We start from the raw sequence: 20,594 nt of genomic DNA, 5'->3' as shown, positions 1-20,594 counted from the left end.
CGCATGCCCGCCAAGGTCACAGGGCGGCGTCATGGCTTGAGTACGAGCACGTCGCGTGGATGCGACGCCGGTTTTCCTCCTACGGTCCGCCCGCCGTAAAGGCGAGATAAACGTGTAGCTCGGTGAGCCTCGCCAACGGGGCTTGCGGGTCACTTGTGGAGACTTGAAGCGGACCAGAGGGTTCTTGCGGACCAGCAGAGGGCGGTGGCGCCGGGCCACAGGCGTTGCCCGATGTCCCGTTCGCCGACGACGACCTCCGGCTGCGCCGCCTTCCTCCTCGCGCCGGAAGCGTCTGCCCGGCGGCGGTGTACAGGGCTGGGGAGGCGGTCTGGGACACGGCGATGCCGTGCGGGGCGGAGTCGGGCCGGTGGTCACGCCGATGGCCGGGTTCGGCCCGCCGGACAGGCGGGCCGCGCCGCCTCGGCCGACCGCCGAAGCCGACCGACGCCGAACTACTCACCCTCGCCGCGGCCCAGGTCCTGGTTCGGCATCCGCCTTGCGGCCCACCGGCTGCGCTCTGTCGCGCATAGCCCGCCCGGAAGCGTTCCCTACCTGCCCCGGCAATCGGGCCACGGAAAACGGCTCGACGCCGCTTCTACCCTGCTCAAGCAGGCGATCCGGGCCCTGGGCGCCGACAGCGACCTATGGACAGGTCCCGTCTGGATAGCCGACTCCGCCTCGGCAGAATGCGGCCGTCCCACTCCACCGGGCGACGCTCGAACCTGGCCGACTCCTTGGAGATCACCGGCTCCGACCCCTCAGGCTGGACACGTCATCCGATGCCCACGCCGACATGCCGCCGGGCCAAGCCGGCGCGCCACCTCGATATCTCGTGCGACTAGCGGGCGAACTCCGTCGCCCGGGACTCGCGTACGACCGTGATGCGGATCTGGCCGGGATAGGTCAGCTCCTCCTCGACCTGCTTGGCGACGTCCCGCGCGATCACCTGGGCCTGGATGTCGTCCACCGAGTCGGGGCGGACCATGACCCTGATCTCCCGCCCCGCCTGCATCGCGAAGACCTTGTCCACGCCGTCGTACGACTGGGCGATCTCCTCCAGCCGCTCCAGCCGCTTCACGTACGCCTCGAGCGACTCGCGCCGGGCTCCGGGACGGCTGCCGCTGATCGAGTCGGCCGCCTGGGTGAGGACCGCCTCGACCGTGCGCACCTCCACCTCGTTGTGGTGGGCCTCGATCGCGTGGACGACGTCCTCGTGCTCGCCGTACCGGCGGGCGATCTCCGCGCCGATCAGGGCGTGGCTGCCCTCGACCTCATGGGTCAGTGCCTTGCCGATGTCGTGGAGCAGCGCGCAGCGCTTCACCAGATCACGGTCGAGCCGCAGCTCGGACGCCATGATCCCGGCGATGTGCGCGGACTCGATCAGGTGCTTGAGCACGTTCTGCCCGTAGGAGGTGCGGTAGCGGAGCTGGCCGAGCAGCGTGATCAGCTCTGGGTGCATCTCGGTGATGCCGAGCTCGACCAGCGCGTCCTCGCCCGCGCGGACACACAGGTCACGCACCTCGGTCTTGCTGCGCTCGTACGCCTCCTCGATGCGCTGCGGATGGATGCGGCCGTCGAGGACGAGGCGTTCCAGCGTCAGCCGGGCGGTCTCCCGCCGGACCGGGTCGAAACACGACAGCAGCACCGCCTCGGGCGTGTCGTCGATGATCAGATTGACCCCGGTCGTGGACTCGAAGGCCCTGATGTTGCGGCCCTCGCGACCGATGATGCGGCCCTTCATGTCGTCGCCGGGCAGGTGCAGCACGCTGACCACGGACTCCGCGGTCTGCTCGGTGGCGACCCGCTGGACCGCGAGCGTCACGATCTTGCAGGCGCGCTTCTCGCCCTCTTTGCGCGCCTCACTCTCGATCTCCCGGACGATCAGCGCGGCCTCGCGCTTGGCCTGGTTCTCGATCTCCTTGACCAGCTCGCCCTTCGCCTGGTCGGCGGTGAGGCCCGCGACCCGCTCCAGGATCTTCCTGCGGTTGTCGGCGACGTGGTCGAGCTCGACCCGCCGGTCAGCGAGCTCCGTCTCGGTCTCGGCCAGCTTGCGCGCCCGCTCGGACTGCCTGCGCGCCTCCTCGTCGAGCCGCTGCTCCCGCTCGACCAGGCGGCTCTCCCGGCGTTCCAGGTCGGCGCGCAGTTCCTTGATCTCGCCCTTGAACGCGCGCGACTCCTCCTCGACCTCTTTGCGCATCAGGGCGGCGCTTTCGGCGAGGGACTCGGACTTTTTGACGATCTCGCCCGCGTCGCTCTCGGCCTTGCCCCGGATCTCATCGGCCTGGCGCCTGGCCTGCTCCAGCTCCGCGTTCACCTCGGCCTCGGCCGCGGCGAGCTGCTCCGGCGAAGGACCCTTGGGCCGGGGGATTCCCCCGGTGTGGCGCACGACCATGACGAGCGCGGCAATCGCTACGAGCGTCAGCAGCACCACCGCCAACGCCAGCACGATCACGATCGTATTCATGCGCGCCCACCCCTCCTCGCGTCGCAATGTCGAGCCAGCGAGGGGGTTACGCGCACAGCACGGCAGAACCCGGCGACGTCAGCGGAACGTCCTGAAATCCGGCAGCCCCGGAGGGCGGCCGACATGGCCGGCAAGCCGGTCAATCTTCCTCGTTCTGTCATCCACCGATATGGCAATCCGCACTGCGGAGTAACTCCTCACTGCGGTCGAGATTAAGCGTCAGCGAGGTAACGGGCAAGCAAAGGAGCAGCGTCAAATGGCTTTTCCTGGTCACATCTGACGGCGCGAAAAGTACACACCCCTCCACGCGGGACGTGTCGGCGCGCGCAGTCAGAACCACGCGCACGCGCCGTCCGGCCATCACCGCATGTCGCCGTCGGGGAGATCGTCGATCTCGGCGCCCTCGCTCTCCAACGCCTCGCGGACGACTCTGAAGGCGAGCCCGGGACCGTAGCCCTTGCGGGCGAGCATCCCGACCAGCCTGCGGGTGCGGGCCTGGGTTTCCACGCCCCGCGTGCCCGCGAGCTTGCGGGCGACCAGCCGCCGGGCGGTCTCCACCTCCTGCTCGGGGTCGAGCTGCTCGACGGCCTCCTTGACGGTGTCCTCGTCCACGCCACGATGGCGCAACTCCTGCGCGAGCGCCCGTCGTGCCAGGCCACGCCCGGCGTGCCGGGAACTGACCCACGCTGCGGCGAACGCCTCGTCGTCGATGAGGCCGACCTCGGAGAAGCGCTCCAGTACGGCCTGCGCCGCGTCCTCCGGAACCTCCCGCTTGCGCAGGGCTTCGGCGAGCTGGGCCCGGGTCTTCGGCGCCATGGTGAGCAACCGCAGGCAGATCGCCCTGGCCACCGCCTGGGGATCCGCCGCCGGCGCCTGAGCGGCCGGGGAGTCCTCATCCGGGCCGTCGGGCGACCAGTCCGATCGCCTCGACCGCCCCTTCTTCCGCCTGGCGCCGCCGGCACGGCCAGCACGATCGGCAGGGTCATCCCCGAAGCCACCGTCATCGTCGGCACCGAAAGTACCGAAGGCACCGAACGCTGGGCCTAGTCCGCCGAACGTGCCGTCAGCCCCAGAATCCCTCGCCCCACCGGCCCCGGAACCCCTCGCGCCACCGGCGCCGAGCCCTCTCGCCCCACCAGCGCCGGAACCCCTCGCCCCGCCGGCGCCGAAGCCACGAGCACGGCCCCTGACGGAGCCACCGGCATCGCCAACGCCATGGGATGGATCGGCGGAGTGCTCAGGGCCCCACGGACCGGAGTTCCAGTCGGCCGGGTTGAGCTCCCCCGTCGGCCCGGAGTTCCCGCTCCCACGGACCGCCTCATCCGCAGGACCGGAGCCCCGGCCCCGCCGCCTCAGGTCGCTTGCTGGATCGGAGCGTCGACCCGGCAGGTCCGACTCGCCCGCAGGAGCGGAATCCCGGCCCTGCCACCCCGCAACGCTCGAACAGCCTGGGTCCTCGTCCCCCGGGCCCGGCTCAGCGGAGGGGCCGGGGAACTCGTCACGCCTCATGGCTGCGCTCAGACGTCACCGGGCTTGGGCGTGGACGCCTTGGACCCGCGCCCTCCGGACGGAGCGGCCGCGGCCGGCACGGGGGCGGGAGCAGGAGCCTCCGCGGCGGCGTCCAGGCGCGGCCCGACACCGAGCTTCTCCTTGATCTTCTTCTCGATCTCGTTGGCGATGTCGGGGTTGTTCTTCAGGAAGTTGCGGGCGTTCTCCTTGCCCTGGCCGAGCTGATCGCCCTCATACGTGTACCAGGCGCCGGCCTTGCGCACGAACCCGTGCTCGACCCCCATGTCGATGAGGCCGCCCTCGCGGGAGATGCCGATGCCGTACAGGATGTCGAAGTCCGCCTGGCGGAAGGGGGGCGCCATCTTGTTCTTGACGACCTTCACCCGGGTGCGGTTGCCGACCGGCTCGGTGCCGTCCTTGAGGGTCTCGATCCGGCGGACGTCCAGCCGGACCGACGCGTAGAACTTCAGCGCCTTACCACCCGTGGTGGTCTCCGGCGAGCCGAACATGACGCCGATCTTCTCGCGGAGCTGGTTGATGAAGATGGCGGTGGTGCGGGTCTGGTTGAGGGCACCGGCGACCTTGCGGAGGGCCTGGGACATCAGGCGCGCCTGGAGGCCGACGTGGCTGTCGCCCATCTCACCCTCGATCTCGGCCTTGGGCACCAGGGCGGCCACCGAGTCGATGACGATGATGTCGACCGCGCCGGAGCGGATCAGCATGTCGGCGATCTCGAGGGCCTGCTCACCGGTGTCCGGCTGGGAGACGAGCAGCGCGTCGACGTCGACGCCGAGCTTCTTCGCGTACTCCGGGTCGAGGGCGTGCTCGGCGTCGATGAAGGCGGCGATGCCGCCGGCCCGCTGCGCGTTGGCCACGGCGTGCAGCGCGACGGTCGTCTTACCGCTGGACTCCGGCCCGTAGACCTCGACGATGCGGCCGCGCGGGAAGCCGCCGATGCCGAGAGCGACGTCGAGGGCGATCGCGCCGGTGGGGATCACTTCGACCGGGGCACGCGCGTCGTCGCCGAGGCGCATGACGGAGCCCTTGCCGAACTGCCGCTCGATCTGTGCGAGGGCGGTCTCAAGGGCCTTCTCGCGGTCGTTGATTGCCATTGGGTGCCCCCTGGAGGGTCGTGGTCTGTTCGGTCACCGGAAAGCTACGGGGTGCCACCGACAATTTCCGGAGTTCCGGAAGCCGTCCTCGGAAACCGGCACCGGACGCCCCGGGAAACCCGGAAGGCGCCTGCGGCTGCCCACCCGACGCGGCACACCCCTGCGGCGGCCGTTCAAATATAGCCGAACGACTGTTCGATCACATCGGGAACCGTGCGGCGCGTCGCTCCCTCTTCCGGCGCGGTCCACGATCTACGGCAGGCTCCGACCGGGCGAGCGGCGGGCGCCGAACCGGGCGAGAGGGATCCACCACCCCAACCGCGAAGTCACATTCCCGGGCATTCCGGCGCCGCTGTTGCCTGGCCGGTGACCTGCGGCGATCCTGGAGGAAAGCCGGTTCTTCCCCAAGGCGGCGATGTGACGAGCACCAGCACCTACGGACCGCAACGCCGTACGCACCTGGAGACACTCGCCGGGCAACTCCCTGAACGTGGAATCGTCGGCCGCATGCTGGGCGGTGACGACCCCGTTCTCTGGGTGTGGCATCCGCGCACCGGACATCAGACGATCGTCTTCGCCACACCGACGATCGACGGCTGGATGTTCCTGTGGTCTCCGGACGGCCAGGAGAGCGCCGAGGACCCGGCAAGGACCGCCGACGCCGTGACGAAGCTGCTCTCCCGCACCGGCTGAACGCCGCTCTCACGGCAGTCCCTGAGCGACTTCTCCGGACCGCCGCCGGACGAGCTCTCCACGCTGAGCTCGCCCAGCGGTTCTCCCAGCCGTCCCAGCCGTCTCCCGCCCGGAAGACGGCCGGGCTTCTTCCTCCCGGCGGGCCACATGGCCAGCCGTCTCGGCCGCTCGCCCTGCCGGCCGTACCGGATCTAGAGCCCCTGGTCCGGGCCGAACACCTCATAGTGGATGCGCTCGGCCGGGACGCCCCGGTCGAGCAGCCGCGCACGCACCTCGCGCATGAACGGAACCGGCCCGCACAAATAGGCGCGCGTGCCGTCGAGGACCTCGACGCCGGCCAGATCCACCAGACCCGTGCGCTCGGCGGGCCAGCCCTCCTCCGGCTCCTCGTACCAGACGTGCGTGACGGCCTGCGGGATCTTCTCGGTGAGCAGTTCGAGCTCGCCGCGGAAGGGGTGGCTGCGCGGGGTGCGGTCGCCGTGCACCACGGTCACCGGCCGCGTGGTCGCGCGCGCGGCGAGGTGGGCCAGCATGCTGATGATCGGGGTCGCGCCGACGCCCGCCGAGGCGAGCAGGATCGGGCAGTCCCCCTCGTCAAGCATGACGTCGCCGAAGGGCGCGCTCACACGGAGGACGTCTCCCTCGCGGACGTTGGCGTGCAGCCAGGTCGACACCTCGCCTTCCGGGTTGTCCGCGACCCGCTTCACCGAGATCCAGTAGTCGGATCCGCCCGGCGCACAGGACAGGCTGTACTGCCGGATCTGCCGGGCTCCGTCCGGGAGTTCCACCTGGACGGAGACGTACTGGCCCGGCCGGAAGGACGGCGTCGGGCCGCGGTCGGCGGGCCGAAGCATGAAGGTGGCGACGTCGGCGGTCTCCTCGACCCGGCCGACCACCCGCCAGGGGCGCCACACGTCACCGTCCGCGACGCCCGAATCGGCGTACAGCCGCGCCTCCAGCGCGATCAGCGCGCCGGCCATCAGCCAGTAGACCTCGTCCCACGCCGCCGCCACCTCCGGGGTGACCGCGTCTCCGAGGACCTCGGCGATCGCGGCGAACAGGTGGCGGTGCACGATGCCGTACTGCTCCGCGGTGATCCCGAGCGAGGCGTGCTTGTGCGCGATGCGCGCGAGCAACTGGTCGGGCCGGGTGTCCGGGTGCTCCAGCAGCGCGACGGCGAACGTGGCGATGGAGCCGGCGAGGGCTCGCCCCTGCGACCCGTTGGCCTGGTTGCCCCTGTTGAAGAGGTCACGGAGCAGCTCAGGGTGGGCGTCGAACATCTTGCGGTAGAAGATCGGCGTGATCTCCCCGATCGCCCCTCCGACCGCGGGCAGGGTGGCGCGGACGACGGCCGCGGACTTCTCTGAAAGCATGACCACTCCTAAATCTGATTGTCAGATACCAATTTCGGGCACGCGGCACCCACCGATGGCGTGCGACATCGACAGGGTTACGCGGGTGGGGAGGTGAGCAGTTGGAGAAGCATCGGCCTGGACGAATCGCCGACCAGATCTCGTACGGTCAGCGGGTCCAGCGAGGCGTAGAACGCCTCCTGCGCCTGACGCAGGGCCCCGCGCAGGCGGCACGCTCCACGCAGAGGACACGGCGGCTGGTCCTCACAGCCGACCACGTCGTCCGATCCCTCCAGTTGACGCACCAGCCAGCCGACGGAGGCGTTCCGACCGGCCGCGGTGATCTCCAGACCCCCTCCCCTCCCCCGGCGGGTCGAAAGGATGCCGAGGTGCTGGAGCCGGCTGACCACCTTGGCGACGTGGGTGTACGGCGCGGCGACGGAACCGGCCACCTCCCTCGAGGTGGGCAGCTCCTCCGCCCCGTCTATCACCGCCAGGCGCATGGTCACCCGGAGCGCGAGGTCGGTGAACTTCGTCAACCGCACGACATAAAGGTATCAAAGTGGCATTTCGGAGTCGTATTTGGGGCTCCGTGAAGCGTCCCTCCACACAGGATGCGGGGCGCTCCGGGCGTACGGCCTGCTAGCGCAGGCGGGAATCCACGTCGACGACCGTGCAGACGGCGTGCCAGACACGCTTGGCCGCCACGCCGTCGGCCAGGGCCTGCTCGACGGTCCGGCCGCCGAGATCGGCGATGACATAATCCTTCGCCCACGATTCGGCGTACACCTCGCCGAAGTGGCGGTGCATACGGCTCCAGAAATCCGTCAGGCGCATTCCCCAAGTATGGTCCCGCCCCGGAGGTGCCTCAAATGACGCGGGAGCCGTACATCTCCCCGAGCGGGTCGGCGAGCAGTTCGAGCCGGGCGCCGTCGGGATCGCGGAAGTAGATCGACGCGCCGCTCTCGACCTGGTACGGCACGCCCTCGGCCTCCAGCTTGCTCCGCAGCCGCTCCCAGGTGGCGGGCTCGACCGAGATGGCGATGTGATGCACCCCGCCGAGAACCTCCTGGTACGGCCCGAGATCGAGGCCGGGCAGATCGAAGAACGCCAGCAGGTTCCCGTTGCCGATGTCGAAGAAGAAGTGGTTGGACCCCTTGTAGTCGCGGTTCTCGAAGATCTCGGTGAGCGGGAACTCAAGGAGCTCCTGGTAGAACCGGATGGTGCGCTCGGGATCCGACGAGAGCAACGCGAAGTGGTGGAGACCTCTGGCGCTGCTCGGCGGACGGTTCTCGCGCAGGTAGCGCTCCCTGATCCGGGAGCGCTCCCGCTCGATGGCCTCGTAATCGATGTCCATAACCGTATGCTTGTCCTCTTTCCCGGATAATCAACGCTTCCCGGGCGATCGGGACTCGCGACACGGCTCTGTCTCCGGATGGTCAGCCGGTCACGGGGACCACAATCTCCGGGGCGACGCCCAGCGTTCTCGCTCCGACCTCAGCGTGTCGTACCACTCCGCCAGGCCGCGGTCGCCAGCCGGATCCCACACCCGCGCCCCGGTCCTTCTCGTACGCGTCCGAGCGCCCCACTTCGGGCTCGGGACCTTCGTCGTGCCGTCCTCGCTCATTTCGCGCTCCCTTCGTTCGGTCACGCGTCCAGGCTCCATGGGGCGACTTGCTCGCGGCTTGGTCCTCACATGGCCACAGCGAAGATCATGTCCGTTTCTGTCGGTCGGCGGATGCATGATGGCGAGGTGAGCGTGCTCGACTACTTCAGCCAGGTGACCAGGGAGTGGTTCACCGGTGCCTTCGCCGCCCCCACCGCCGCGCAGGAGGGCGCCTGGTCGTCGATCGCGCGTGGCGACAACACCCTGGTCGTCGCTCCCACCGGATCGGGAAAGACGCTCGCGGCCTTCCTGTGGTCGCTCGACCGCCTCGCCGCCGCACAGATCGGGACGCGGACGGCGACGATCCAACCCGGCGCCGCGCCCGACACCGCGCCCGACACCGCGCCCGACACCGCGCCCGACACCGGGGCCCGTGCCGCCGGTGGGTCCCGGGGAAAGGGACCCAAGCGGCTGTGCCGGGTGGTGTACGTGTCGCCGCTCAAGGCCCTCGCCGTGGACGTCGAGCGGAACCTGCGGGCGCCGCTCACCGGGATCAGGCAGACGGCCCACAGGCTGGGCGTTCCCGCGCCGGAGATCTCCGTGGCGATCCGGTCGGGCGACACCTCGGCCGAGGATCGCCGCCGGTTCGCGGCCCACCCGTCGGACATCCTGATCACCACTCCCGAGTCGCTCTTCCTCATCCTGACCTCACAGGCGCGCGAGGCGCTGCGCGGCGTCGAGACGGTCATCGTCGACGAGGTGCACGCGGTCGCCGCCACCAAGCGGGGCGCCCACCTCGCGCTGACCCTGGAGCGGCTCGACGCGCTGCTGCCCGAGCCGGCGCAGCGCATCGGCCTGTCCGCGACGGTCCGGCCGGTGTCGGAGGTCGCGACCTTCCTGGGCGGTGCCCGTCCCGCCACGGTGGTGCAACCGCCGTCGGACAAGGTCATCGAGGTCGACGTCGTCGTCCCCGTGGAGGACATGACGGAGCTGGCGCCTCCTCCGCCCGGGATAGACGGCGAGCCGGCCGAGCACCGGCGCAGCATCTGGCCCCACGTGGAGGAGCACCTGCTCGACCTGATCGAGGCGCACCGGTCCACGATCATCTTCGCCAATTCGCGCCGCCTGTCCGAGCGGCTCTGCACCCGGCTGAACGAACTCGCGGACGAACGCGCGTCCGCCGACCCGCCGGAGACATGGGCGGAGACACGGGCGGCGACGACGGCGCCGACCGCGACGGCACCACCAGGTGATCGCCCGCGCGGCTCAGTGGGCACTCCCGCCGAGATGATGGCGCAGGCCGGGGCGTCCCGTGGCGCGCCCGCGGAGATCGTCCGGGCACACCACGGCTCGGTGTCCAAGGAGGAGCGATCCCAGATCGAGGAGGCGCTGAAGTCGGGGCGGCTCCCCGCCGTGGTCGCCACCTCCAGCCTCGAGCTGGGCATCGACATGGGCTCGGTCGATCTCGTCGCGTGTGTGGAGGCGCCGCCGAGTGTGGCCAGCGGGCTGCAGCGCATCGGCCGGGCCGGGCACCAGGTCGGCGCCGTGTCCCGAGGGGTGATCTTCCCGAAATATCGCGGCGACCTCGTCCAGACCGCCGTCGTCGCCGAGCGCATGCGGAGCGGCCAGATCGAGGAGCTGCGCTACCCGCGCAACCCCCTCGACGTGCTGGCCCAGCACATCGTCGCGATGACCGCGCTCGACGAGTGGACGGTCGACTCGCTGGAGACCCTCGTGAGGAGGGCCGCGCCGTACGCCACGCTGCCGCGCAGCGCGCTGGAGGCGACGCTCGACATGCTCGCCGGGCGATACCCGAGCGAGGAGTTCGCCGAGTTGCGGCCACGCATCGTGTGGGACCGGGTGACCGGCACCCTGCGGGGCCGTCCGGGCGCGCAGCGGCTGGCCGTGACCAACGGCGGCACGATCCCCGACCGGGGCCTCTTCGGCGTGTTCCTCGTCGGCGAGCGGGCCTCCCGGGTCGGCGAGCTGGACGAGGAGATGGTCTACGAGTCACGCGTGGGCGACGTTTTCGTGCTCGGCGCGACGTCGTGGCGGATCGAGGACATCACCGCCGACCGGGTGCTCGTCTCCCCCGCTCCGGGCCAGCCGGGCAAGCTGCCGTTCTGGCACGGCGACGCCCCCGGCCGCCCGGCGGAGCTCGGCCGCGCCATCGGGGCGTTCATCCGGGAGCTGTCCGGCACGGGGCTCTCGTCCGAGCCCGGCCGTACGTCCGGGAAAGACCGGCCGTCCGGGAAGGACCAGCCGTCCGGGAAGGAGCGTCCGTCCAGGAAGGAGCGTCCGTCCGGGAAGGACCGGTCCTCACCGCAGGACGCGGCCGCCGTGGTCCGCATCCGTGACGCCGGGCTGGACGAGTTCGCCACCGGCAACCTGCTGGCCTACCTCGGCGAGCAGCGCGCCGCGACCGGCTACGTGCCGGACGACCGCACCCTGCTCGTCGAGCGCTTCCACGACGAGCTCGGCGACTGGCGGGTGGTGATCCACTCACCGTACGGCGCGCGCGTGCACGCCCCGTGGGCGCTCGCCATCGGACGCCGGCTGCGCGAGCGGTACGGCGTCGACGTGCAGGCGATCCACTCCGACGACGGCATCGTGCTCCGCATCCCGGACACGCTCGACGAGCCACCCGCCGACGTGGCGGCCTTCGACGCCGACGAGATCGAGCAGATCGTCACCGAGGAGCTCGGCGGCTCGGCGTTGTTCGCCGCCCGGTTCCGTGAGTGCGCCGGGCGTTCCCTCCTGCTGCCGCGCCGTACGCCCGGGAGGCGGACCCCGCTCTGGCAGCAGCGCCAGCGCGCGGCCCACCTGCTGGGCGTGGCGAGCAGATATTCGGGCTTTCCCGTGGTGCTCGAGACCATGCGCGAGTGCCTACAGGACGTCTTCGACGTGCCGGGCCTGGTCCAGCTGATGCGCGACCTCGCGGCCCGGCGGGTCCGGCTGGTCGAGGTGGAGACCGCGCAGGCGTCCCCGTTCGCCGCGTCGCTGCTGTTCAACTATGTCGGCGCGTTCATGTACGAGGGGGACGCTCCGCTGGCCGAGCGGCGCGCGCAGGCCCTCGCCCTCGACACCGCGCTGCTGGCCGAGTTGCTCGGCCAGGCGGACCTGCGCGAGTTGCTCGACCCCGACGTGATCGTCGAGGCCGAGCGAGAGCTGGCCCGCCTCGACCGGCCGCTTCGTGACCCGGAGGACCTGGCCGACCTGCTGCGCACCCACGGCCCGCTGCTCGCGGAGGACGTGTCGATCCGCGAAGGCGACCCCTCGTGGCTGGTCGGGCTGGAACAGACCCGCAGGGCCATCCGGGTGCGCGTCGCGGGCGAGGAGCAGTGGGCCGCGGTCGAGGACGCCTGGCGGCTGCGTGACGCCCTCGGCACCCCGCTTCCCGTCGGAGTGCCGCAGGAGTTCCTTGACGCCCCCGTCTCGGCCTCCGGAGCCGGGACCGCACGCCCTGATCCGCTCGCCGATCTGGTCGCACGCCATGCCCGCACGCGGGGGCCCTTCCACGCCGATACGGCCGCCGCCAGGTTCGGGGTGGGCGTCGCGGTGGTCGGCGACGCGCTGCGGCGGCTCGCCGCGACCGGCCGGGTCGTGTCCGGGGAGTTCCGTCCCGGAGGCCGTGGCGAGGAGTGGTGTGACGCGGAGGTGCTGCGGCTGCTGCGCCGCAGGTCACTGGCACGGCTCCGCAAGGAGGTCGAGCCCGTCCCGCCCGAGACGCTGGCCACGTTCCTGCCCGCCTGGCACGGCGTCGCACCCGTCCGGCCCGCGCACGAGTACGGCGACACCGGGCGGCGCGGCGGCCCGGCGCGGGCGATGGACGACCTGGTCAACGCGATCGAGCGGCTCCAGGGGGCCGCGGTGCCAGCGTCGGCGCTGGAGACGCTGGTCCTGCCCGGGCGGGTGCCGGGGTACTCCCCCGCGCTCCTCGACGAGCTGACCGCGTCCGGCGACGTCATCTGGACGGGTCAGGGCTCCCTGCCGGGCGGCGACGGCTGGGTCTCGCTCTACTTCGCCGACACGGCTCCGCTGCTGCTGCCCGAGCCCGCCGCGATCACGATGACGCCGCTGCACGAGGGCGTCCTGGCCGCGCTGGGCGGCGGGGGCGCGCTGTTCTTCCGCGAGCTGTCCAACCGGGTCGCGTCCCTGACGATCGACGCCTCCGGCCCCGGCGGAGCCGTTCCCGACGATCAGACCCTGGCCGCCGCGCTGTGGGACCTGGTCTGGTCGGGGCGGGTCACCGGTGACACGCTGGCACCGCTGCGCTCGGCCCTCGGCTCCGGGCGGCCCGCGCACCGGCCCCCGGCGAACCGGTCGCTCCGGCGCCGCCGGGCGGTGCTGCCGACGCGTGGCGGGCCGCCCACGGTGAGCGGCCGGTGGTGGCTGCTGCCTGATCCCTCCGACGACGGCACCCAGCGCGCGCACGCCCAGGCCGAGATCCTGCTCGAACGGCACGGCGTGCTGACCAGGGGCGGGGTCGGCGCGGAGCGGCTGCCCGGCGGGTTCTCCGCCGTCTACCAGGTCCTTCGGGCGTTCGAGGAGAGTGGCCGGTGCCGCCGGGGCTACTTCGTGGAGGGGCTCGGCGGCGCTCAGTTCGCGCTGCCCGGAGCCGTCGACCGGATGCGGGCCATGTCCCCGACCGCGTCTCCCCCACCGGCCGGGCCACCCGCGCTCGATGACCTGTGGACCACCCCGGCGCCGCGCGCGCCGCGGCGCGTGGTCGTGCTGGCCGCCGCCGACCCTGCCAACCCGTACGGCGCGGCCCTGCCCTGGCCCGACCGGACCGGTGAGGTCACCCACAAGCCGGGACGCAAGGCGGGCGCGCTGGTGGTCCTGGTCGAGGGCCGGCTCGTGCTCTACGTGGAGCGTGGCGGCAGGACGCTGCTCTCCTTCGGCGCCGGAGACGGCGGAGCCGACTGCACCGGGGACGATCTCCAGACGGCGGTCGACGCGCTGGCCCTGGCGGTGCGGGAGGGGGCGCTGGGGAAGCTCACCGTCGAGCGGGCGGACGGGACCGCGATCACGGATTCACCGCTCGCCGCGGCCCTGGAGGCGGCCGGCTTCCATCCGACGCCGAAGGGCCTGCGCATCCGCGCCTGAGCGGCGCGGGGGCTCTTTCGGACATGCCTGCCCAGACACATGCCTGCCCAGACAGCGGGCCCGGTTCTCACGATGACCGTCGGACGACCTCCTCCGGCGCCTCCAGCAGGGCCTTGAGCGCGCGGAGGAACAGCGCGGCGTCCCTGCCGTTGATCAGCCGGTGGTCATAGGCCAGGCCGATATCGGCGACGGTCCTGCTGACCACCTCACCCGCTTCGAGCCGGAGCACGGCCTGGGGCGCCGTCACCGCGAGTGCGCACACGTGCCCCGGGAAGATCAGCGGGATCGCGAGCGTGACATCCCCGTCGTGGTGCAGGGTCACGACGATGTTGGCCCCGGTCAGGTCGCTCTCGCGGAAGTCCCCTGTGACCGCGGCCAGGCGGTACTCCATCAGGCGATTCGCGACATCCCGCACCGATCGCCCGGCGGCGTCGTGGATGACGGGTACGTAGAGTCCCGCACCGGTGTCGATCGTGACGCCGATATGCGGGGCTTCCGCCATCATGGCCGAGTTCTCATCGACGATCGTGGCGTAGAACAGCGGGAACGTCGCGTGGAGCCGGGCCACCGCGCAGGTCACGAGTTCGGGCAGGCCGACGGGCCTCCGGATCTCCCTGGTCAGCTGGGCGGCCATCTCCAGCCCCGCTCCAACGTCGATCTTCATCACCGTGTACGCCGCCGGGATGGTCTCGTGTGACGAGCGCACCGCCCTCGCCACCGCCCGCTGCACACGCGAGAGCGCGTACGGCACGCCCGCCACGCCGGAGGCGGGATCGGAAGGTGCCACGCCGGAGGCGGGATCGGGAGGTGCCATGCGACCGGCCACCAGCCGTTCGACGTCCGCGGTGCGGACGACCGGAACGCCGAGAGCGCGCACCTCCTCCGGATCGATGCCGAGCTCGTCGATCAACTCCTGGGCGGGCACGGTGATCAGTGGTTCATGGGACGGCCCCCCACCGGACGCCGCTCCCGTCTCAGCCGCCCCCGTCTCAGCCGCCCCCGTTCCAGCCGTTTCTGTCGCAGCCACCCCGGTCGCAGCCGTCCCCGTCCGGGAGGCGGAACCCGCCCCGGAGGCCGAACCCGTCCCAGACGTGGAACTCACCTTGGATGCGGCACCCATACCGGGCGCGGAGCCGCAGTCGGCCGTACCTGGCGGCGTGGCTGAGGGCCGCTCCCCTCCTGTGGTGATACGGGCGATCAGAGCGCCAGGTGGGCAGTCGGCGTTCACCGGGAGTTCCCGCCACACGAAGCCGTCTTCCTCGGCGACGAGTTCCTCCGTGGCCTTGGACGTCTCCAGGAGCACGATGGGATCGCCCGCCTCGGCCCGCTGCCCGTCCGCGACGAGCCACTCGACGAGGACGTACGCGGTGTCGTTGCTGTTGAGCTTCGGCACCCGGATATCAGTCACGAAGCGCCTCCAGCACCGCGTCGTAGATAGTGGACTCACGAACGAGCACGCGGCTCTCCAGATGGGCGGCGGCGGGGATCACGCTGTCGGCGGAGCTGACCTGCCGCACCGGCCCCCGGAGATCCCGCCACATCAGCCGGTGGATCCGGTGCGCGACCTCGCTCCCCCATGTGCCACCCGCGGTCCCCTCCTCCACGACCAGTACGGCTCTCGCCCGCCGCAGCCCGGACAGGAGCGACTCGGTGCCGGAAGCCCCCGGAGAACCAGCGGAACCAGGCGGACCCGGCCGGTGGGACCCACCGGCCTCAGCGAACCCAGGGCCCCCACCTGAGCCGCCGGAACCACGGAGCGCGTCGAGGGAGCCGGCCGGGTCGGAGGAGTCGAAGAGGTCGAGGGGATACAGCCGCGAGGGCACGTACAGGCAGCAGGTCACCTCGCGTTCCAGCAGCAGGGCGCGCATGGCCCGGGTCACCCGGTCCACCATGCCGCCGGGCGCGATGATGACGCAGTCAGTCGCCTCTGGATCGTCGAGGAAGACCCGTGCGACGTCGACTCCCGCGGTCCCCGCCGTGACCATGTCGTACCGGAACGGTTCGCAGACGTCGTACATCGTCCGGGTGTAGAGCACCTTGTCCTCGAAGAACATGGACGGCTCGCCCGAGGCCAGCATGGCGTTCATGACCGCGCGGTTGTCGTGGAGCGGTGACATCTCGTAGACCGACAACCCCGGCACGCCGATGAAGTGCTTCTGCATGCTCTGGCTGTGGGTCGGCCCGTATCCCCGGCCGCCTCCGGTGGGGCACCGCACGATCATCCTCATCGGGACGCGGGAGCCGTACATCGAGCCGGATTTGGCGGCGAAGTTGACGATCGGGTCGAAGGCGAGCGCCACGAAGTCGCCGAACATGATCTCGACGATGGCCGTGTCCCCGCAAAGGGCGAGCCCGGCGGCCAGGCCGGTGATGCCGGCCTCGCTGATCGGCGTACCGAGCACGCGGCCCGGAAACCGGTTGGACAGCCCCTTCGTGACCTTGAACGCGCCCCCGTAGGGGTCGAGGATGTCCTCGCCGATCACGTACGCCGTCGGGTCGGCTTCCAGGACACCGTGCAGGGCCGCGTTGAGATTCTCCGCTACGCGCATGGATCCCACCTCGACAACGGACGCGCGGCGACCTCCTGGACGATCGCCGCGACGTGGGCCCGCCGGGCCTCGTCCGCGCGGGCGAACCGGCCGGGATCGGCTTCCGCGTATCGGCGATACCAGTCGTGGGCCTCTGCATCCCGTACGGCTTCGCGGGGACGGGTGTCGTCACCCTTGCTGTGCGGACCGAGCCGGTGGGTCGCGAACTCGACGACCAGCGGCCGGTTCTCCAGCCGCACCTCGGACAGGAGCGGCGCGAGATCGTCCCTGATCAGGTCGATGTCGGAGGTGTCGATGCCGTGGTGACGCACTCCGAACGCCCGGGCGCGGGCGCGGATGGTCCCGGCCATCTGGCGGGCGGTCGGGGTGGACTGCGCGATCCCGTTGTTCTCGACGACCACGAGCAACGGCAGCCGCCAGAGTGAGGCGATGTTGAGCGCCTCGTAGACCGCGCCCTCCCCCCACGTCCCGTCACCGATGTACACGCAGGCGAGGGCCCCGGGCGAGGTGTGCTTCAGGTGCAGCGCCACGCCGGTGGCCACCGGGAGGCTCTCCCCCTGCACACCCGTGGACATGTAGCGGTCGCGGAGTATGTGCTGGCTGCCTCCGACCCCGCGGCAGACCGCTCCCTCCCTGCCCAGGATCTCGGCGAGCAGCCCGGCCGGGTCCTCGAACCGCGCGAGGTAGTGGCCGTGCCCCCGATGGTTGCTGAAGACGAAATCCATCTCCCCGAGCAGCGGCCGGAGCGCGACCGGCACGTACTCCTGCCCGAGGCAGGTGTGCGTGGTGCCGTTGATCCGCCCCTGGCCGAACAGGTCGAGGAGGGCCAGCTCGAAGTGCCTGATCAGGAGCAGCAGGTCGAGATCGCCGTCGTCCGGCAACGGCGGGCGGGCGAGTACGGCGGAGGGCTCGGTCACCGGCTGCCGTCCATGTCGCCCGGCCCCCGCCCGGCGCGCGCGAGCGCCGTACCGGAATCACGCACGGACGCCGTACCGGACGCCGTACCGGACGCATTCGCGGGCGCCGCCCCGGAATCGCGCACGGGCACCGCCTCGGACGTACTCGCGGACGTGCTCGCGGACGTGCTCTCCGGGTGCTCGACGCTCTCCACCACCCCCGCGATCGTCGGCGTGTCGAAGAAGACGTCGAGGGGCACCTCGATGCCCAGGCGCTTGCGCATCCGGGCGATGATCTGGGTGATCGTGAGCGAGTGGCCGCCGAGGTCGAAGAGGTCCTCGTCGTCACCGATCTCGTCGATGCCGAGCACTTCCTGCCAGATGACTCTGATCTCGTCGGCGAGGCCGGCCGGTTCGGCACGACCGTCGCCCGACAAGATGTCCCCGAGCGCCGAGTCCGGATTTTTCATGATCGTTGTGAGGTCCTTCGCTATCTGGGTGACCCCCGAGAGGGTGCGCGGGTTGTACTGCAGGGTCACGTCGAGACCGTCGGGGCCGTCGACCGCCTGGATGTGCAGGACGCTGCGGACGGAGCGGTTGAAGAGCGCCCACTCGACCGTGGCCCGAAGCCCGGCGAACTCGGGCGCGGATCCCCGCCTGCGGTAACTCACCGAGACGGGCGCCATCGCCGTACGCGGCCGGAGACCGCGGACGGCCCGGGCGAGGGGTACCGGCCGGAACCGGTACATCCGCCGCAGTTCCGTGCGGAGCCAGGCGGCGAGTTCGGCGAGGGTCATGCGCGGCGACGGCGTCGACGCCACCGGCAGTTCGTTGACGAAAAGCCCGATGTGATCGCGGGTCTCGGGCGTCCGCGTCGACATGTCGACCGCGCACACCGGGTCCGCGTTGCCGTACGCGAACAGCAGAGCGTGCACGGACGCCAGGAACAGCTCGAAACGCGAAAATCCCGGCGCGCCGGGTGCGCCACCCGCATCCGGGACGTGCCGCAGGTCGCCGAGGAAGGCGTGAACCGCGCCCTCCTCCGCCCCTCGCGACCGTCCCGGCCGTACCGCCGGAGCGGACAGATCGCGCAGGATGACGTCCGCTGGTTCCCGCCAGCGGCTCCGCCAGAACTCGCACGCGTCGCCGAGGAGTCCCGCGACCCGCTCGCGCTCGGCCGCCGCGTGGTCGGCGTACGTCCCCTGGAGCGGCGTGACCGGGGATCCGTTGTAGAGCGCGGCGAGATCGCGGACCAGGATGTCCTTGGACTCGCCGTCGAAGACCAGGTGGTGGGCCACGATGATCAGGACGTGCCGGGCGGGGCCGACCCGGGCGAGCCGGAACCGGGCCAGCGGCCCTCTCCCGATGTCGAACGGCCGCAGGATCTCCTCGCGGACCAGATCGTCGACATCTCCCGCGAGGGTCACGTCCACGCTCGGAGGGGCTCCGGGCACCTCCACCGGAACGCCGTCGCGCTCCTCGATCGCGGTCGAGAGGACGGGATGACGCCTGATCAGCGCCTCGCACGCCCGGACCAGCCTGGGGGCGTCCAGGAGCCCGTCGAAGGTGACCAGCAGCGGCATGCGATACGCCGAACCGGCCCGGCCCATGCGCTCGGTGATCCACATCCCGACCTGGGCGGACGACGCCTGCGCCGGAGCGGTGCTCATGAGCGCGCCCGCAACGCCCGTTTGTCCACCTTGCCGCCATGGTTCCTGGGCAGCGCCTCCAGGGTCACGATCTCGGAGGGGATCTCGTGCCGAGCCAGCCGGTCGCCGAGGAAGGCCCGCAGCGCGGGCAACGACACCTCACCGCCCTCGACACCGCCCCTGCCACTTTCCCCTGTACCGCCCCCGCCACCGCTCTCGGCACCGCTCTCGGCGCTGCCCGCCGGGCCGCGTCCCCCGCCTCCCCGATCCGGTGGCTCGCCGGGAGCCCGCACCACGACGGCCGCCGCGACGGCCGTACCGAGGACGGGGTGGGGAACGCCGTACACGGCGGCCTCCCTCACGGCGGGATGCTCGTGAAGCGCCTCCTCGACCTTGAGCGTGGAGACCTTGAACGCGCCCGACTTGATCACGTCGCTCTCTCTGTCGACCAGGTAGAGGTAGCCGTCCTCGTCGATGTAGCCGAGATCGCCCATCCGGATCCAGCCGTCCTTGAAGACGTCGGAGGCGACCGGGGAATCGTTGTAGTACGAGCGGGGCGTGGCGGGCGAGCGCATCCACACCTCGCCGGTCTCTCCGGGAGGTAGCGCGTCACCGTGGGACGAGGTGATCCGGACGTCGCCGCCCGCGGCCGCCCTGCCGACGGAACCCGGCCGGTCCGGATCGACGATCATGATCGTCTGGGCCGGCGCCGCCTCGGTCGAGGTGTAGTAGTTCGTGATCGTCGCGTTGGGGAACATTCCGGCCAGCCCGGTGGCGACCGCCGCCGGCAGCGGCGCGGCGGCAGAGCCGAGCAGCAGCACGCTGGACAGGTCGTGGCTCTCCCGGTGGCCCAGCAGTTCGATGGCCATCGCGGGGACCACGAACACCGTCCCGGCGCGATATTCCGCGATGAGCCGCGCGAAGCGATCAGGTGTGAAGCGCGGCAGGGTCACCACGGCCGGATGCGCGTTGAGCGCGTTGACCAGCATCATCTGCCCCGCGTTCGTCCCGATCGGGAAGGCGTGCACCAGGTGCCGCGAATGGGCGAACATCCTCAGGGCCGGGCGGCGCGGCCGGAGGAGCGCGCCGAAGGCCAGGTTGGCGTGTGTGGCGGCGACGCCCTTGGCCGTCCCCGTGGTGCCCGAGGTGTAGAGGATCTGCGCGAGGGCGTCACGCCCGGTCCGCGCGTCGGGCGGCTCCGCCGCGCCCTCCGGTAGATCGCCCAGATCCCTGATGATCATGGATGCCGAACAGTGCGCCGCGATCCGTCCGACCTCCGCGGCCGGTGTCCGGTCCGGCAGAGGTACGGCCACCGCGCCCGCCTTGAGCACTCCAATGAATGCGATCGCATAGTCGATCCAGCGCGCGCCAGGAAAGATCAGTCCGATCCGTTCGCCGTTCCGCACGCCCAAGGAGAGCAACGCGTTGGCGACGGCGTTCGACCGCACCTCCCACTCCTCGAAGGTCAACTCACCGACCCCGTGAACGATCATCGCGACCGCGTGGGGTTCGGCCGCCGCCCTGGCCGCGAGCAAGCGGGGAAGCGTCGGGAATTCGATCGCAGTTCTCACTGGACAACCTCCGAAAGATCGGATGAATGAAGCTCATCCATCGACCGGAAATCATTATTGGAAGGATTGTTTCCAGTTACTCCG

The 20,594-nt window shown here is 71.1% G+C and carries 14 protein-coding genes; 2 read left to right on the top strand and 12 right to left on the bottom strand.

The features are described from left to right. Nucleotides 1–838: 838 nt before the first annotated feature. From rny to recA, 3 genes are all read right to left on the bottom strand, one after another. Nucleotides 839–2,464, bottom strand: coding sequence for a ribonuclease Y (gene rny, locus IMZ11_RS05875; RefSeq protein ID WP_228638237.1), 1,626 nt, complete (start codon nt 2,462–2,464; stop codon nt 839–841). A gap of 360 nt (nt 2,465–2,824) precedes the next feature. After that, on the bottom strand, nt 2,825–3,973 hold the full coding sequence (gene recX, locus IMZ11_RS05870) for a recombination regulator RecX (protein WP_228638235.1): 1,149 nt from the start codon (nt 3,971–3,973) through the stop codon (nt 2,825–2,827). An 8-nt stretch (nt 3,974–3,981) separates the two neighbouring features. Beyond that, nucleotides 3,982–5,085, bottom strand: a complete 1,104-nt coding sequence (recA, locus tag IMZ11_RS05865) for a recombinase RecA (protein ID WP_061257612.1) — start codon at nt 5,083–5,085, stop codon at nt 3,982–3,984. Nucleotides 5,086–5,502: 417 nt separating this feature from the next. Between recA and IMZ11_RS05860 the strand changes: the two genes are divergently transcribed. Then, nucleotides 5,503–5,778, top strand: a complete 276-nt coding sequence (locus tag IMZ11_RS05860; protein WP_061257613.1) for a hypothetical protein — start codon at nt 5,503–5,505, stop codon at nt 5,776–5,778. Between the two features lie 191 nt (nt 5,779–5,969). On the opposite strand, the gene IMZ11_RS05855 is transcribed toward IMZ11_RS05860, so the two are convergent. The 4 genes from IMZ11_RS05855 to IMZ11_RS05840 all read right to left on the bottom strand — a co-directional run bounded on the left by IMZ11_RS05855 (nt 5,970) and on the right by IMZ11_RS05840 (nt 8,487). Continuing rightward, nucleotides 5,970–7,151, bottom strand: coding sequence for a globin domain-containing protein (locus IMZ11_RS05855; protein ID WP_228638233.1), 1,182 nt, complete (start codon nt 7,149–7,151; stop codon nt 5,970–5,972). 77 nt (nt 7,152–7,228) lie between these two features. Beyond that, nucleotides 7,229–7,675 (bottom strand): Rrf2 family transcriptional regulator, encoded by a 447-nt coding sequence (locus IMZ11_RS05850; protein WP_228638231.1) that lies wholly within the window; start codon nt 7,673–7,675, stop codon nt 7,229–7,231. Nucleotides 7,676–7,772: 97 nt separating this feature from the next. Next, nucleotides 7,773–7,967: a DUF3046 domain-containing protein gene (locus IMZ11_RS05845; RefSeq protein ID WP_061257616.1), complete on the bottom strand. Its 195-nt coding sequence runs from the start codon at nt 7,965–7,967 to the stop codon at nt 7,773–7,775. Nucleotides 7,968–7,998: 31 nt separating this feature from the next. Further along, nucleotides 7,999–8,487 carry a VOC family protein gene (locus tag IMZ11_RS05840; protein WP_228638229.1) on the bottom strand — a complete coding sequence of 163 codons (489 nt, stop codon included), beginning with the start codon at nt 8,485–8,487 and terminating at the stop codon, nt 7,999–8,001. A 381-nt stretch (nt 8,488–8,868) separates the two neighbouring features. On the opposite strand from IMZ11_RS05840, the gene IMZ11_RS05835 reads away from it, so the two are divergent. Further along, nucleotides 8,869–13,845: an ATP-dependent helicase gene (locus IMZ11_RS05835; RefSeq protein WP_228638317.1), complete on the top strand. Its 4,977-nt coding sequence runs from the start codon at nt 8,869–8,871 to the stop codon at nt 13,843–13,845. Between the two features lie 67 nt (nt 13,846–13,912). On the opposite strand, the gene IMZ11_RS46085 is transcribed toward IMZ11_RS05835, so the two are convergent. The 5 genes from IMZ11_RS46085 to IMZ11_RS05810 are packed head-to-tail and all read right to left on the bottom strand — an operon-like array spanning nt 13,913 to nt 20,510. Next, nucleotides 13,913–15,253: a 2-oxo acid dehydrogenase subunit E2 gene (locus IMZ11_RS46085; protein ID WP_228638226.1), complete on the bottom strand. Its 1,341-nt coding sequence runs from the start codon at nt 15,251–15,253 to the stop codon at nt 13,913–13,915. Continuing rightward, nucleotides 15,246–16,394 carry an alpha-ketoacid dehydrogenase subunit beta gene (locus tag IMZ11_RS05825; protein ID WP_228638224.1) on the bottom strand — a complete coding sequence of 383 codons (1,149 nt, stop codon included), beginning with the start codon at nt 16,392–16,394 and terminating at the stop codon, nt 15,246–15,248. The genes IMZ11_RS46085 and IMZ11_RS05825 overlap by 8 nt, the downstream gene beginning before the upstream one ends. After that, nucleotides 16,385–17,311, bottom strand: a complete 927-nt coding sequence (locus IMZ11_RS05820; RefSeq protein WP_228638222.1) for a thiamine pyrophosphate-dependent dehydrogenase E1 component subunit alpha — start codon at nt 17,309–17,311, stop codon at nt 16,385–16,387. The genes IMZ11_RS05825 and IMZ11_RS05820 overlap by 10 nt, the downstream gene beginning before the upstream one ends. Continuing rightward, nucleotides 17,308–18,960 (bottom strand): condensation domain-containing protein, encoded by a 1,653-nt coding sequence (locus IMZ11_RS05815; RefSeq protein WP_228638220.1) that lies wholly within the window; start codon nt 18,958–18,960, stop codon nt 17,308–17,310. The genes IMZ11_RS05820 and IMZ11_RS05815 overlap by 4 nt, the downstream gene beginning before the upstream one ends. Further along, nucleotides 18,957–20,510, bottom strand: coding sequence for a class I adenylate-forming enzyme family protein (locus IMZ11_RS05810; RefSeq protein WP_228638218.1), 1,554 nt, complete (start codon nt 20,508–20,510; stop codon nt 18,957–18,959). The genes IMZ11_RS05815 and IMZ11_RS05810 overlap by 4 nt, the downstream gene beginning before the upstream one ends. Nucleotides 20,511–20,594 lie beyond the last annotated feature (84 nt).

The sequence above is a fragment of the Microtetraspora sp. AC03309 genome, from assembly GCF_020826795.1.
Lineage (GTDB): Bacteria > Actinomycetota > Actinomycetes > Streptosporangiales > Streptosporangiaceae > Microtetraspora > Microtetraspora glauca.
The sequence above is the reverse complement of the archived record's forward strand: the minus strand, read 5'-3'. Positions and strand labels throughout refer to the sequence as shown.